Raw genomic sequence first — 14,679 nt, forward strand, 5'->3', positions numbered from 1 at the left:
AAAAAGTGTTGAAATTAATTGTTAATTTCAACACTTTTGATTAAAAATATTTACGACCAATCATAAAGGCATTGGGACTGATAACTAACTTACCATGTTCGCTTAATACCTCACTAGTGATACTGGTTGTTTTAGCATATTCACTGACAATGGCGAGCACATCACTCACTTGTAAATCAACATCAGACTCCGTTGGCAATCTAAGTTCGATATAGTATTGACCATCATAAAGATACAAATTGGCCAATCCATTTTCAATATCGACTACCTTACTTAGTGCGACAAAATCATCGAAATTATTAAATTTCAAAATTTTGACTAAATAATGAGGGGCAAATGGGTCATTTGTTGAATGCTCATCTTCTTCAGATTGGTGACTAATTGTCCCATCATCGACAACATCAACACCACTATCCCTTAACATTTTAATCAACGGATCATCAAGTTCGCCTTTTTTGATTTCATCTGAACTATCTTCTTTATTAATGGGATTAGTTTTACTAATAAATAATTCTAATCCATCAGCATTGGGTAACACTTGAAAAGTAACCGCATCAGTATCTCTAAACTGGTGGTCCTTATCAACTTCTTCTAAAATACTGTAAAAGAAGCTTTCGATTTGTTTTTGATTGCCCAATAAATCTAGAATTTTAATACCACGGTCAGCAAGATCATCACTGCCAACCACTACTCGAATGGTATCATCGTTAATTCTTTCCATTTCCATCTTTAGCCCACCCCTTTCTATATCTGAGGCTTCAGTACTGAATATTGTACCATGAATATCTATAGTGTAAATCATTCAGCTAAAAATAGGAAAGGATATTTATCGCTTAAGCTTTGGCCAACATTCTCTCCAAATCCAATTTACGGATATCACGTGGTAAAAAGCGGCGAATCTCGTCATCATTATACCCGACTTGAAGTCTAGTGGTATCCACGATAATTGGACGACGAATCATTTCTGGGTGGCGTGAAAGTAAGGTCAACAATTGATCTAAATTCATGTCTTCAATACTGGTTTGGAAGTTCTTATATGCATCAGATCTTTTTGAAATCAACTCATCGGTTCCAATTTCTGATAACCGCAAAATATATTTCAATTCTGCTTTTGAAAGTGGATCCACAAAAATATTTCTTTCGTTATATTCTAAATTATGATCATCTAACCATGATTTTGCTTTACGGCATGATGTGCAACTTGGAGTAGTTAAGAAATCGATTGTCATATTGAATTCCTCCTTGTATGTCTTGTTTTACTAGAGTATACACCTTCGAAATTCGAAATACAGCGATTTCATAAAAAGAACTTATAATAACCATAATTTGTTAAAAATTCATAATTAAGTCACTTTTAGCTAATGTCACTTTCACATTGTCCCCAGCAGCTTGTTTAGCTTCTACTAGAATTTGTTGCGTTAAGTTCTGGTCCGCTGGTAAATGAGTTAATAACAATTGCTTAGCTTGAGCATCTCGAGCTAGTTGTCCTGATTGAGTTGAAGTCATATGCCACATAACGCCGTTATTGGTGGCCGCAAAATTAGTATCAGTCATTAATCCATCAGCTCCCTGAGAAAAGGACACTAAGTCAGAAAAATAACGCGTATCTGCTGTAAATACTAATACTTTGTCGGTAGAACGTTCCACAATACGCATTGCATATGCTTCTACTGGATGTTGAGTTTTTAAAAAAGAAATATCAAATGGACCTAATTTTAATACTTGATTAGGATTATAAGGTCGACCTTCACTAGAATTGGGCCAACTTAACTGATCAAAATGACTAGCATCATGATCAAATCCATAAATTGGTAAGACTGCTCGATTGGGCCGTTGTTCATGAAGTTGCCAGTAATATTGAAGCACTCCTACATCAGCAATATGATCAGCATGGTAATGTGATAAAATAACGGCATCTAATTCTAGTGGGTTAAGCTGATTTTCTAACGATAATAACGCCCCACTACCACAATCGATTAATAAATTAAAATGATCACTGGTTAGTAAATAACTTGAGGTTCCATCATGGTGAGCTGGAAAACCTCCTAAATAACCAAGCACGGTTAATTTCATTGAATTAAAACTCCTTCTAAATTATTGAAAAAATTATAGGTCAATTTGTTGGCAACGTCAAACAAAAACCGTATACTATATAGTTAAAGGATGGTGTTTAATTATGACTTCAGAAATTTCAGTTACATACGGAACTTATGATGTATTAACCAGAATTATTGATGATAATCCTCAAAGACAACTTCATTTGTTTCAAGAACTTAACGATCCTACTAATTTAATGTTATCGGATTCTACTGGAACGAAATCCATCTTTAATTCTTCTATTATTTATGATGTTTTGGGCCATAGTGGAGTAGATAATTGGGATATTTTTGTTAATTCTACCGTCATAGAACTTAATGATGATCAACAAAAGGTCTTTGATGCACGCATTAATAAACTGTTGACAACTACTTTGCCCCAGGGAATGTTATCAATGTATTCGATGTATTATCATAAAGATATCACTCGACGAGCTTTATTAACCACCTGGGATTCAGAAGCAAGTTACAAAAAATGGCAGAAACAAGCCGATTTAAGCGGTAAATACCACGTTTCACCAGACTTTTACATGCACGTAGGGAGTTATATTCCACCAATCGATGAAGAAGAGGAATTGGAAACAGACGATATCGATAATGAAAATGAATAGTTTGTCAGTGGTTAGTATTAAAGTGCCTCACTTTGATGTTAACCTTTATTGCATTACTAAATAGTTTTAAAAAAAGTGGTTTAAAATTGATTTTTCAATTTTAAACCACTTTTCATAATATATATAAATCAAACTAGACCTTCACTATTATCAACCATACAATTACACATCACCGTTTCAGGAGCTGATTTTAATTTTTCGGTTAATTGTTGAATTAGTAAATTAATATCTGATTTAGAAATGTCACTTTCATCAATAATATTCATTAATGTTTTACCAACCTGCATTGCACAGATTTCATTTAACAAATCATCCCCTACTTGTTGAGCAGCGGCTGCTTCTGAAATATTAGCTGAATATATTTTTCGATTTTTATCAAACCTAGATGAAATAACCTTTTTAGTTTCCAATCGATTTAACAACGTTTTAACGGTAGATTCACTCCAACCAGAGTCACTTAGAGCGTTTATTACTTGACGACTAGTAACCTGGCCCATAGTCCAAATAATACGCATAATCATTCTTTCAGAAGTGGTAATTTCATTTACTCTCTCTGACATATAATCATACCTTCCTTTAATAATAACAAACGGATGACTACAATTGTAAACCATTATATTAAAAAAACAAGCCTAACCACGTAGACTTGCTTCGCCGGTCCGTACGAGACTCGAACTCGTGATCTCCTGCGTGACAGGCAGGCGTCCTAACCAGCTAGACCAACGGACCAATAATTGCGGGAGCTGGATTTGAACCAACGACCTTCGGGTTATGAGCCCGACGAGCTACCAGACTGCTCCATCCCGCGATAATATAATATTCTATTTTAATAACTGACCCGTACGGGATTTGAACCCATGTTACCGCCGTGAAAGGGCGGTGTCTTAACCACTTGACCAACGGGTCATAATATAAAACGGAGAAGGAGAGATTCGAACTCTCGCGCCGCTTTCGCGACCTACACCCTTAGCAGGGGCGCCTCTTCAGCCACTTGAGTACTTCTCCAATATGGGCCTAAATGGACTCGAACCATCGACCTCACGCTTATCAGGCGTGCGCTCTAACCAGCTGAGCTATAGGCCCATTAAATCAAAAAGCGGGAGACGAGAATCGAACTCGCGACAACAGCTTGGAAGGCTGTGGTTTTACCACTAAACTACACCCGCATAATAAAAATGTTACATGGCGCGATGGCGCGGGACAGAATCGAACTGCCGACACATGGAGCTTCAATCCATTGCTCTACCGACTGAGCTACCGAGCCAAAACCGGTCCGTACGAGACTCGAACTCGTGATCTCCTGCGTGACAGGCAGGCGTCCTAACCAACTAGACCAACGGACCAAATTGCGGGAGCTGGATTTGAACCAACGACCTTCGGGTTATGAGCCCGACGAGCTACCAGACTGCTCCATCCCGCGATAATAAAGGAGGATGAGAGATTCGAACTCTCGCGTGGTTTGACCCACCTGACGGTTTTCAAGACCGTTCCCTTCAGCCAGACTTGGGTAATCCTCCATAATATAAAAAACAAGTAAGTGTCCATTAATACATGAAACAATGGACCTTGTAGGACTCGAACCTACGACCGGACGGTTATGAGCCGTCTGCTCTAACCAACTGAGCTAAAGGTCCAGTTATAGGATCAAGACCTATATCGCGGCAGAGGGGATCGAACCCCCGACCTCCCGGGTATGAACCGGACGCTCTAGCCAGCTGAGCTACACCGCGATGAAGATGTTAAACAATAGAACGAAGTTCTATATCGGGAAGACAGGATTCGAACCTGCGACCCCCTGGTCCCAAACCAGGTGCTCTACCAAGCTGAGCTACTTCCCGAAAAATGCACCCAGTAGGAGTCGAACCTACAACCTTCTGATTCGTAGTCAGACACTCTATCCAGTTGCGCTATGGGTGCAATATAATGCCGAGGACCGGGATCGAACCGGTACGGTTATCACTAACCGCAGGATTTTAAGTCCTGTGCGTCTGCCAATTCCGCCACCCCGGCATAATATTAAAGCGGAAGACGGGATTCGAACCCGCGACCCCCACCATGGCAAGGTGGTGCTCTACCACTGAGCTACTTCCGCATATGCCGACTAGAAGATTCGAACTTCCGACCCCCTGTTTACAAGACAGGTGCTCTGCCAGCTGAGCTAAGTCGGCATACAAATATTATGCGCAAATAATATTCAATTTAATGAGCCGTGGCAGCCTCGAACTGCCGACCCTCTGATTAAAAGTCAGATGCTCTACCAACTGAGCTAACGGCTCATATGGAGGATACAGGGATCGAACCTGTGACCCCCTGCTTGTAAGGCAGGTGCTCTCCCAGCTGAGCTAATCCTCCATAATATAAAGCGTGGCAACGTCCTACCCTCGCAGGGGGCGATCCCCCAACTACTCTTGGCGTGCAGAAGCTTAACTTCTGTGTTCGGCATGGGAACAGGTGTATCCTTCTGGCTATCGCCACCACACTTATGTTACTGAAAGAACTTCGTTCTCTCAAAACTAGCTAATATTAATTTCTGTATCTTTGAACACCATTTTCTACTTGGTTAAGTCCTCGACCGATTAGTATTGGTCCGCTCCACACATCACTGTGCTTCCACTTCCAACCTATCTACCTGATCATCTTTCAGGGGTCTTACTTCCATATAGGAATGGGAAATCTCATCTTGAGGCGAGTTTCATACTTAGATGCTTTCAGCATTTATCTCATCCATACATAGCTACCCAGCGATGCGCCTGGCGGCACAACTGGTACACCAGCGGTATGTCCATCCCGGTCCTCTCGTACTAAGGACAGCTCCTCTCAAATTTCCTGCGCCCGCGACGGATAGGGACCGAACTGTCTCACGACGTTCTGAACCCAGCTCGCGTACCGCTTTAATGGGCGAACAGCCCAACCCTTGGGACCGACTACAGCCCCAGGATGCGATGAGCCGACATCGAGGTGCCAAACCTCCCCGTCGATGTGGACTCTTGGGGGAGATAAGCCTGTTATCCCCAGGGTAGCTTTTATCCGTTGAGCGATGGCCCTTCCATACGGTACCACCGGATCACTAAGCCCGACTTTCGTCCCTGCTCGACCTGTCTGTCTCGCAGTCAAGCTCCCTTCTGCCTTTACACTCTACGAATGATTTCCAACCATTCTGAGGGAACCTTTGGGCGCCTCCGTTATTATTTGGGAGGCGACCGCCCCAGTCAAACTGCCCACCTGACACTGTCTCCCGCCACGCTTAGTGGCGCGGGTTAGAGTGTTCACACAGCGAGGGTCGTATCCCACTAACGCCTCCACCGAAACTAGCGTTCCGGTTTCTACGGCTCCGACCTATTCTGTACAAGCTATGCCAACACCCAATATCAAGCTACAGTAAAGCTCCATGGGGTCTTTCCGTCCTGTCGCGGGTAACCTGCTTCTTCACAGGTATCTTAATTTCACCGAGTCTCTCGTTGAGACAGTGCCCAGATCGTTACGCCTTTCGTGCGGGTCGGAACTTACCCGACAAGGAATTTCGCTACCTTAGGACCGTTATAGTTACGGCCGCCGTTTACTGGGGCTTCATTTCTGGGCTTCGCCGAAGCTAACTCATCCACTTAACCTTCCAGCACCGGGCAGGCGTCAGCCCCTATACGTCATCTTACGATTTTGCAGAAACCTGTGTTTTTGATAAACAGTCGCCTGGGCCTTTTCACTGCGGCTGATCTTGCGATCAGCACCCCTTCTCCCGAAGTTACGGGGTCATTTTGCCGAGTTCCTTAACGAGAGTTCACTCGCTCACCTTAGGATTCTCTCCTCGACTACCTGTGTCGGTTTGCGGTACGGGTAGTAGTTAATTCGCTAGAAGCTTTTCTCGGCAGTGTGACGTCAGTCGCTTCCCTACTAAATTTCGGTCCTCATCACTACTTGTCAACACGTAAGTAAGCCTTTCACTCCCTTACTGACTTATAGCTTGAACGCACATTTCCAATCGTGCGCACAACTTAGCCTCCTGCGTCCCTCCATCACTCAAACATCAACTACTAGTACAGGAATCTCAACCTGTTATCCATCGCCTACGCCTCTCGGCCTCGGCTTAGGTCCCGACTAACCCTGGGAGGACGAGCCTTCCCCAGGAAACCTTAGTCATTCGGTGGATCAGATTCTCACTGATCTTTCGCTACTCATACCGGCATTCTCACTTCTAAGCGCTCCACCAGTCCTTACGGTCTGACTTCTTCGCCCTTAGAACGCTCTCCTATCACTTGACCATAGGTCAAGTCCACAATCTCGGTAATATGCTTAGCCCCGGTAAATTTTCGGCGCAGAATCACTCGACTAGTGAGCTATTACGCACTCTTTAAATGGTGGCTGCTTCTGAGCCAACATCCTAGTTGTCTATGCAACTCCACTTCCTTTTCCACTTAGCATATATTTAGGGACCTTAATTGGTGGTCTGGGCTGTTCCCCTTTCGACGATGGATCTTATCACTCACCGTCTGACTCCCGGACATAAATCAATGGTATTCGGAGTTTATCTGAACTTAGTAACCCATGACGGGCCCCTTGTCCAAACAGTGGCTCTACCTCCATGATTCTAATTCCGAGGCTAGCCCTAAAGCTATTTCGGAGAGAACCAGCTATCTCCAAGTTCGTTTGGAATTTCACCGCTACCCACACCTCATCCCAGCACTTTTCAACGTACACGGGTTCGGTCCTCCAGTGCGTTTTACCGCACCTTCAACCTGGACATGGGTAGATCACCTGGTTTCGGGTCTACAGCTACATACTTAAACGCCCATTTCAGACTCGCTTTCGCTACGGCTCCGGCTTTTCACCTTAACCTTGCATGCAACCGTAACTCGCCGGTTCATTCTACAAAAGGCACGCTATCACCCGTTAATGGGCTCTAACTGCTTGTAGGCACATGGTTTCAGGAACTGTTTCACTCCCCTCCCGGGGTGCTTTTCACCTTTCCCTCACGGTACTGGTTCACTATCGGTCACTAGGGAGTATTTAGCCTTGGGAGATGGTCCTCCCGGATTCCGACGGAGTTTCACGTGTTCCGCCGTACTCAGGATCCTGAACTGAGAGATATCGATTTCATCTACGGGGCTATCACCCTGTCTCGCTGACCTTCCCAGATCATTCAATTATCAATATCTTTGGTAACTCAAATGTTCAGTCCTACAACCCCAACAAGCAAGCTCGTTGGTTTGGGCTGTTCCCCGTTCGCTCGCCGCTACTGAGGGAATCGAATTTTCTTTCTCTTCCTGTGGGTACTGAGATGTTTCAGTTCCCCACGTCTACCTCTAATCAGCTATGTATTCACTGAAAAGTAACAATCGACTAAGATTGCTGGGTTTCCCCATTCGGAAATCTCCGGATCAAAGCTTACGTACAGCTCCCCGAAGCATATCGGTGTTAGTCCCGTCCTTCATCGGCTCCTAGTGCCAAGGCATCCACCATGCGCCCTTGATAACTTAACCTCACAGCACTTTCGTGCTGCGTTAAAGTTATTGAGTATTGCGATACTTCTTTTAAAAAACTCAATTTAATACGCGGTGTTCTCGGTTGAAATTATATTTAAAATATAATTCACTACAGAAATTAATATTATCTAGTTTTCAAAGAACCAAGTTACTATTAACACTTTCGTGTTAATGGAGAATAGCGGGATCGAACCGCTGACCCCCTGCTTGCAAAGCAGGTGCTCTCCCATCTGAGCTAATTCCCCAAAATCATGCCGGTCTTTCGGCCGGTGGATGGGCATAAATGGACTCGAACCATCGACCTCACGCTTATCAGGCGTGCGCTCTAACCAGCTGAGCTATACGCCCAAAAACGTATTATCAGAGGTAGACCTCTCAAAACTAAACAAAACTTCGATTAATGTGCTGGCTTCCTTTATTCCTTAGAAAGGAGGTGATCCAGCCGCAGGTTCTCCTACGGCTACCTTGTTACGACTTCACCCTAATCATCTGTCCCACCTTAGACGGCTGGCTCCTAAAAGGTTACCCCACCGGCTTTGGGTGTTACAAACTCTCATGGTGTGACGGGCGGTGTGTACAAGGCCCGGGAACGTATTCACCGTGGCATGCTGATCCACGATTACTAGCGATTCCGACTTCATGCAGGCGAGTTGCAGCCTGCAATCCGAACTGAGAACGGCTTTAAGAGATTAGCTTGACCTCGCGGTTTCGCGACTCGTTGTACCGTCCATTGTAGCACGTGTGTAGCCCAGGTCATAAGGGGCATGAGGACTTGACGTCATCCCCACCTTCCTCCGGTTTGTCACCGGCAGTCTTGCTAGAGTGCCCAACTAAATGCTGGCAACTAACAATAAGGGTTGCGCTCGTTGCGGGACTTAACCCAACATCTCACGACACGAGCTGACGACAGCCATGCACCACCTGTCATTCTGTCCCCGAAGGGAACGTCTTATCTCTAAGATTGGCAGAAGATGTCAAGACCTGGTAAGGTTCTTCGCGTTGCATCGAATTAAACCACATGCTCCACCGCTTGTGCGGGCCCCCGTCAATTCCTTTGAGTTTCAACCTTGCGGTCGTACTCCCCAGGCGGAGTGCTTAATGCGTTAGCTGCGGCACTGAAGGGCGGAAACCCTCCAACACCTAGCACTCATCGTTTACGGCATGGACTACCAGGGTATCTAATCCTGTTCGCTACCCATGCTTTCGAGCCTCAGCGTCAGTTACAGACCAGACAGCCGCCTTCGCCACTGGTGTTCTTCCATATATCTACGCATTTCACCGCTACACATGGAGTTCCACTGTCCTTTTCTGCACTCAAGTCCCCCAGTTTCCGATGCTCTTCTCCGGTTAAGCCGAAGGCTTTCACATCAGACTTAAGAAACCGCCTGCGCTCTCTTTACGCCCAATAAATCCGGACAACGCTTGCCACCTACGTATTACCGCGGCTGCTGGCACGTAGTTAGCCGTGGCTTTCTGGTTGAATACCGTCACTGGATGAATAGTTACTCTCACCCACGTTCTTCTTCAACAACAGAGTTTTACGAGCCGAAACCCTTCTTCACTCACGCGGCGTTGCTCCATCAGACTTTCGTCCATTGTGGAAGATTCCCTACTGCTGCCTCCCGTAGGAGTTTGGGCCGTGTCTCAGTCCCAATGTGGCCGATTACCCTCTCAGGTCGGCTACGTATCATTGCCTTGGTGAGCCGTTACCTCACCAACTAGCTAATACGCCGCGGGTCCATCCATAAGTGATAGCCGAAACCATCTTTCAAACTCAAACCATGCGGTTTGAGTTGTTATACGGTATTAGCACCTGTTTCCAAGTGTTATCCCCTGCTTATGGGCAGGTTACCCACGTGTTACTCACCAGTTCGCCACTCGTCTCAATGTGAAATCTCTTTGGTGCAAGCACCGCCAATCATTCACCAAGACGCGTTCGACTTGCATGTATTAGGCACGCCGCCAGCGTTCGTCCTGAGCCAGGATCAAACTCTCAGTTTTAAACTGAGCTGTTTGTAAGCTCATTATTTTTTGATTCATTTACTAGCGAATTGACTTCGCAAATGTTTTGGTCTTGATTTAAAATCAAGACGCCCAGCACATTTGTTTAATCGAAATTTTGTTCAGTTTTCAAAGGTCTACCTTGTTGTCTCAAACGCTTTGCAACGCCTTTTGACAACTATTTAAATATATCACAGTGACAAGTGAATGTCAACAATAAATTTTATTAATTATCAATTTATTGTTTCTTGTCTTTGTTTGCTGTTCTACTGAAGCAACGAATATAATATTACAAAATTTCAGACAATTCGTCAAGTACAAAAAAAGGATAAGTTTATAACTTATCCTTTTTAAACCATTATTTTAATTCTGGTGCATTCGTACTATACTCGTCCATCGTTGATTTACCGCCGTTTTTGGCTTCTATACTGGTTGGCTTAGTTGTTTGAACTTTTTTCAAATTATCTAAAGCCGTGCTGTATTTATAGGTAAAATCTTTGGTATTTACCTTTTTAAATCCTTTTGGAGTATAGAATCTGAGTAAATCACCATAAATAACTCTATCAGATAATGACAATTGAGTCGTCACACCATTTTGAATTTTATCAATTTGTTGCCGTTGTTTACTAGTAGGATTGATTTTCTCACCGGTTTTGGTTAGATAAACCGTATTTCCCACTTTTGTATAGGTCGGTGTCACGAAGTCACCGTTTCTAAAGGCCACGTTTTGATCACGCTTCTTAGACAATAAGTCCGTCCCAAATTGAACCGTATTATTATTCTTATCACCTAATAGATGCAATATAGTAGGTAAAACATCAATTTCACCACCATAGGTATGATTAATACCACCCTTTAAGCCTTGAGAATATACCATAAATGGTACTTTTTGGAATTTAGCTAAATCATAACTAGTAACGGTTTTTTTATGCAATAGTTGTGCAATGGCTGGTCGATGGTTGTTAGAAATCCCGTAATGGTCCCCGTAAACAACAATCATACTATTCTTCATTAAACCAGTCTTTTCCAAGTAATCTAAGAACTCAGCAAAAGCTTGATCCAAATAGTGAGCCGTTTGAACATATGGATCCACGGTCTTATCCCCGGTCTTAGTAGCTGGAAAATCAATATTAGCTTTATCCAGTTCATATGGATAATGATTGGTTAAAGTAATTAATTTAGCATAGAACGGTTGTGGTAACTGTTGCAAGTAATTAGCAGAGTCTTTAAAGAAGATCTTGTCTTTCAAACCATAACCAACTGAGTAGTTTGGCTTGGTCTTATAGTATTCCGAACTAAAGAAATATTGATAGCCCCATGACTTATAGGTACTGTCGCGGTTCCAAAAACTAGGAACATCCCCGTGAAAAGCTGCCGTTGTATACCCTTTTTGATCCAAAATAGCGGGAGCTGCTTGGAAAGTGTTAGAAGCCCCATAGGTTACCATAGCGGATCCTTGTGGCAAACCAAATAAAGAGTTCTCTAACATTATTTCTGCATCCGACGTTTTTCCTTGAGCTACTTGATTATAGAAGTTATCAAAGCCAACGGTGTTTTGATTATGGTAAAACTTGTTAATAGTTGGCGTAACTTCCTTACCATCCACCTTATAATCTACTAAAAATTGTTGGAAACTCTCTAAATGAATAACAAAGACGTTCTTACCTTTGGCCTGGCCAAAGTATTCAGCATTGGGAGCTGCTCGATGACTTTTGACATAACGTAAAACACTATCAATATCACTAGCCTTGGCATTGGAACGGGTAGCGGACTCCTTTTGCGTTTGATAAATATTGAACGCTGCATACTCGTTTAACCCCAAATACTTAACAATATAGTTGTTATCAAACGAACGGGTAAGCAATCCGGAACGATCCGTACTTGCCAAAGCATACTCACCGCCCATTAGGACAAATGAAATTACCGTAACGGAAAAAGCCTTCCATTTCTTAAATGGTCGATGATCCACCTTGATCACCCTTGTAAGCAGCAAAATCACCAATACCACAAACGCCAAATAAGCTAAGAAATCAGTGGGTCGCAAAATTTCCATCATACTTTTACCTAAGTTATTTTGAACGTTACCACCACTCTTAATAATTCCTAGTGATAAGAAGTCCGAAAATTCCCGATAGTACAAAATATTAGCAAAGATCCAAGTACTTTCAATAAAATCAATGATCATCAGTAACCAGTATTTCAATCTACCGTTGAAGTACAGTGCTATTCCAAACATTAATAGGCCTGCCGGAATAGCGTTAATTAGTAGAATAAATTGTTGAAAAGAACCCTTAGCTCCCAAGGTAAACTCTTCTTGATAGGCCCAATACGATGTAACGCAAAACAGAAACACTACTAGTCCATAAAAGCCCCAAGTAGTATTCAAAAAGTTTAAATGTTTCTTTTTTTCTGACATTCCGGTTCCTCCAAAACCATTTTCTAATGCTGGTCCGGATCACTAACCTTATCTGGTTTAATTAATAAGGCTAGCGCTCCCACAATCATTCCAAAATAGTAGGTAATTAAACGCCACAATAACATTGCTAAGACTAGCTTAGTATCACTGGTAATGTAGCTATGAAACAACGCTTCAAAACTAAATTCCGCTCCACCAGATCCACCAGGAATTGGAAAAAGCGAAATAATCATGACAATCATAATGTGTAAACTAGTAACCATTAAAACATTGGCGTTCATGTAGCCCAATGATAGCATGATAAAGTATGGAATCAGGTAATAAACGCTCAATTGTAAAAAAGTTAATACTATTACTTTAAGTAATAACTTCCATTGACGCCCAATTCGAATACTTTCCAAATATAGGTTATCTATCTTCTGTGATAGATTATTTTGTAGTTTATCGAATTTTTCTTGATTAAACCATTTTACTGGATAAGTAACGAAATAAGTCAAACGTTTAGTAAAACGTGGACTATACATAACTAAAAGAAGCGCTAAAATAACCCCGAAGTGAATACAAAATCCAAATAAAACGAACAAAGCCAGATAATGTAGTTTTTCGGCAACAAACCGAAATCCAATCATCAAGCTAAGAAAAAAATTCACAACGATCATCCCTTGATACACTACAAACTTCATCAAGAGAACCGAACTAGCTCGCCCTGCATCAACACCAGTTTGCATCATTACAAATAATTGTCCTGGTTGCCCCCCAGATGAAAATGGGGTAATACCATTAAAAAGCTGTTCCACTAAAGGTACTCGCAGTGCGTCTTTAAACGTAAAATTTTTAACGCTACTAGATACTAATATTTTCGTGATGAACGTTTCAATTAGCAGGTAGAGGCAAATGCACAAAAATGCCACTCCCAACCACCAAAGATTAATATTATTCAGATCATGGATAAGTAATGAAATATTAACGTCTTTGAGTGAAAAGCCGAAAATAACAATTCCAATCAGCACCATTATTACTAATGTAATTTTATTGCTTTTTGACATGTCCTTTTTCTCCCGCCTGTTGCAAGTAAAAATCGTGCCATACTTGCGCTAAATGAGATTCCGAATAACGTTCAGCTGCTGTCGCCGAGCGTCGTTGAAGGTCCCGCAGTGCCTCAGGATCATTAATTAAGCGATGCAATTGGTCATTCATATCTTCTTCGTTTTGGGTTGGTACATAATAGCCACTGATAATAGCCTTATAAAGGTCCAAATCACGTAACATTACGGGAGTATGCGTAGAAAAAGCCTCTAAAACAGACATTGGAAATAATTCATTATATGACGGTAGTAAAAACAAATCGGCCATATTATAGTAGTCAACGATTTTTTCTCGCGGTACAATGCCCGGAAATAACAAGTTTGCAGGTGGATTTTTCACTACTTTTTCTAGTTCATCATAACCTGACGTAAGCTTACCAAATGAGAAACCACCAGCCCACACAAATTGGACAGTGGGATTTTGCTGAGCTAACTTAATAAAGTCTAAGACCCCTTTACGCGTCTGAATTTGACCACTACCAAATACCGTAAATCGATTTACATCTAAGCCATATTGCTTTCTTAATGTAACTTTATCCTGTTGATCGACCGGATAAAATTCTTTAGGATTAACAAAGTTAGGAATATAGGTTATTTTGTCTTCTGCAATTCCATATGCTACCAATTTAGGAATAAAAGTGGGATTAACCACTACAATGTGGTCCATTCGTTTGTAAAACGCAATTACATACTTATAAAAAATCCCTTTAAATGGTTGTGGAATTTTTAAACTATCATCAAGTGTTTCAGGCAAAAAATGGACATAGCCAACTTTTCGGCCTCGTCCAGGAGCATAGGTAGACAGAAAGAAGCTTGGGTTAATGGTATGGTAATGGGTAATATCTGCTCTGGACCCATATTTATTAATTGAAACTGAGAACTGATCACTAAAATATTTCTGCAACATATTAATCAGTTCTACATAAGCGCTCCCTACCCCTTGGCCTTTAACCTTATCTGCGGTAGAAAACATATTGATTTTTAACATCTAGA

General features: G+C 42.2%; 8 protein-coding genes, 21 tRNA genes and 3 rRNA genes. 1 reads left to right on the forward strand and 31 read right to left on the reverse strand.

Features of this window, described 5'->3' with window-relative positions; all coding sequences use genetic code 11:
• Positions 1–40 precede the first annotated feature (40 nt).
• The 3 genes from HII32_RS00415 to HII32_RS00425 form a co-directional block, all read right to left on the reverse strand.
• Positions 41–727, reverse strand: coding sequence for an adaptor protein MecA (locus HII32_RS00415; protein WP_172187273.1), 687 nt, complete (start codon positions 725–727; stop codon positions 41–43).
• A gap of 106 nt (positions 728–833) precedes the next feature.
• A complete protein-coding gene (gene spx, locus HII32_RS00420; protein WP_172187275.1) occupies positions 834–1,229 on the reverse strand; it encodes a transcriptional regulator Spx in 396 nt (131 codons plus the stop codon).
• 100 nt (positions 1,230–1,329) lie between these two features.
• The gene (locus HII32_RS00425; RefSeq protein WP_172187277.1) at positions 1,330–2,073 is read right to left on the reverse strand and encodes an MBL fold metallo-hydrolase; all 744 of its coding nucleotides are present in this window, start codon (positions 2,071–2,073) and stop codon (positions 1,330–1,332) included.
• 103 nt (positions 2,074–2,176) lie between these two features.
• Here HII32_RS00425 and HII32_RS00430 point away from each other — a divergent pair, with 103 nt between their 5' ends.
• Positions 2,177–2,707, forward strand: a complete 531-nt coding sequence (locus HII32_RS00430; protein ID WP_172187279.1) for a monooxygenase — start codon at positions 2,177–2,179, stop codon at positions 2,705–2,707.
• 128 nt (positions 2,708–2,835) lie between these two features.
• Here HII32_RS00430 and HII32_RS00435 read toward each other — a convergent pair whose 3' ends face one another.
• The 28 genes from HII32_RS00435 to HII32_RS00570 form a co-directional block, all read right to left on the reverse strand.
• Positions 2,836–3,267 (reverse strand): CopY/TcrY family copper transport repressor, encoded by a 432-nt coding sequence (locus HII32_RS00435; RefSeq protein ID WP_172187281.1) that lies wholly within the window; start codon positions 3,265–3,267, stop codon positions 2,836–2,838.
• A 95-nt stretch (positions 3,268–3,362) separates the two neighbouring features.
• Positions 3,363–3,436 (reverse strand) — tRNA-Asp (locus HII32_RS00440).
• 5 nt (positions 3,437–3,441) lie between these two features.
• Positions 3,442–3,515, reverse strand: a tRNA-Met gene (locus HII32_RS00445).
• A gap of 26 nt (positions 3,516–3,541) precedes the next feature.
• Positions 3,542–3,613, reverse strand: a tRNA-Glu gene (locus tag HII32_RS00450).
• Between the two features lie 11 nt (positions 3,614–3,624).
• Positions 3,625–3,712, reverse strand: a tRNA-Ser gene (locus HII32_RS00455).
• Between the two features lie 4 nt (positions 3,713–3,716).
• Positions 3,717–3,790, reverse strand: a tRNA-Ile gene (locus HII32_RS00460).
• A 12-nt stretch (positions 3,791–3,802) separates the two neighbouring features.
• Positions 3,803–3,873 (reverse strand) — tRNA-Gly (locus tag HII32_RS00465).
• A 25-nt stretch (positions 3,874–3,898) separates the two neighbouring features.
• Positions 3,899–3,971, reverse strand: a tRNA-Phe gene (locus tag HII32_RS00470).
• A 5-nt stretch (positions 3,972–3,976) separates the two neighbouring features.
• Positions 3,977–4,050, reverse strand: a tRNA-Asp gene (locus HII32_RS00475).
• 3 nt (positions 4,051–4,053) lie between these two features.
• Positions 4,054–4,127: transfer RNA gene (locus HII32_RS00480), tRNA-Met, on the reverse strand.
• 7 nt (positions 4,128–4,134) lie between these two features.
• Positions 4,135–4,224: transfer RNA gene (locus HII32_RS00485), tRNA-Ser, on the reverse strand.
• Between the two features lie 43 nt (positions 4,225–4,267).
• A tRNA-Ile gene (locus tag HII32_RS00490) sits at positions 4,268–4,341 on the reverse strand.
• A 22-nt stretch (positions 4,342–4,363) separates the two neighbouring features.
• Positions 4,364–4,437, reverse strand: a tRNA-Met gene (locus HII32_RS00495).
• 34 nt (positions 4,438–4,471) lie between these two features.
• Positions 4,472–4,545: transfer RNA gene (locus HII32_RS00500), tRNA-Pro, on the reverse strand.
• Between the two features lie 5 nt (positions 4,546–4,550).
• A tRNA-Arg gene (locus HII32_RS00505) sits at positions 4,551–4,624 on the reverse strand.
• Positions 4,625–4,631: 7 nt separating this feature from the next.
• A tRNA-Leu gene (locus HII32_RS00510) sits at positions 4,632–4,717 on the reverse strand.
• A gap of 10 nt (positions 4,718–4,727) precedes the next feature.
• Positions 4,728–4,799 (reverse strand) — tRNA-Gly (locus tag HII32_RS00515).
• A 3-nt stretch (positions 4,800–4,802) separates the two neighbouring features.
• A tRNA-Thr gene (locus HII32_RS00520) sits at positions 4,803–4,875 on the reverse strand.
• A 35-nt stretch (positions 4,876–4,910) separates the two neighbouring features.
• Positions 4,911–4,983, reverse strand: a tRNA-Lys gene (locus tag HII32_RS00525).
• Positions 4,984–4,986: 3 nt separating this feature from the next.
• Positions 4,987–5,059, reverse strand: a tRNA-Val gene (locus HII32_RS00530).
• Between the two features lie 10 nt (positions 5,060–5,069).
• Positions 5,070–5,186: ribosomal RNA gene (rrf, locus tag HII32_RS00535) — 5S ribosomal RNA — on the reverse strand.
• 77 nt (positions 5,187–5,263) lie between these two features.
• Positions 5,264–8,181: ribosomal RNA gene (locus tag HII32_RS00540) — 23S ribosomal RNA — on the reverse strand.
• Positions 8,182–8,356: 175 nt separating this feature from the next.
• Positions 8,357–8,429 (reverse strand) — tRNA-Ala (locus tag HII32_RS00545).
• Between the two features lie 29 nt (positions 8,430–8,458).
• A tRNA-Ile gene (locus HII32_RS00550) sits at positions 8,459–8,532 on the reverse strand.
• Positions 8,533–8,610: 78 nt separating this feature from the next.
• A 16S ribosomal RNA gene (locus HII32_RS00555) occupies positions 8,611–10,185 on the reverse strand.
• Together the 16S, 23S and 5S rRNA genes with 21 tRNA genes alongside form the textbook arrangement of a ribosomal RNA operon.
• Before the next feature lie 358 nt (positions 10,186–10,543).
• Positions 10,544–12,601, reverse strand: coding sequence for an LTA synthase family protein (locus HII32_RS00560; protein WP_172187283.1), 2,058 nt, complete (start codon positions 12,599–12,601; stop codon positions 10,544–10,546).
• Between the two features lie 23 nt (positions 12,602–12,624).
• On the reverse strand, positions 12,625–13,647 hold the full coding sequence (locus HII32_RS00565) for a lysylphosphatidylglycerol synthase transmembrane domain-containing protein (protein ID WP_172187285.1): 1,023 nt from the start codon (positions 13,645–13,647) through the stop codon (positions 12,625–12,627).
• Positions 13,631–14,674 (reverse strand): glycosyltransferase family 4 protein, encoded by a 1,044-nt coding sequence (locus HII32_RS00570; protein WP_172187287.1) that lies wholly within the window; start codon positions 14,672–14,674, stop codon positions 13,631–13,633. Before HII32_RS00570 ends, HII32_RS00565 begins: the two co-directional genes overlap by 17 nt.
• Between the last annotated feature and the right edge of the window lie 5 nt (positions 14,675–14,679).

The organism is Lentilactobacillus kribbianus (genome assembly GCF_013184075.1).
Lineage (GTDB): Bacteria > Bacillota > Bacilli > Lactobacillales > Lactobacillaceae > Lentilactobacillus > Lentilactobacillus kribbianus.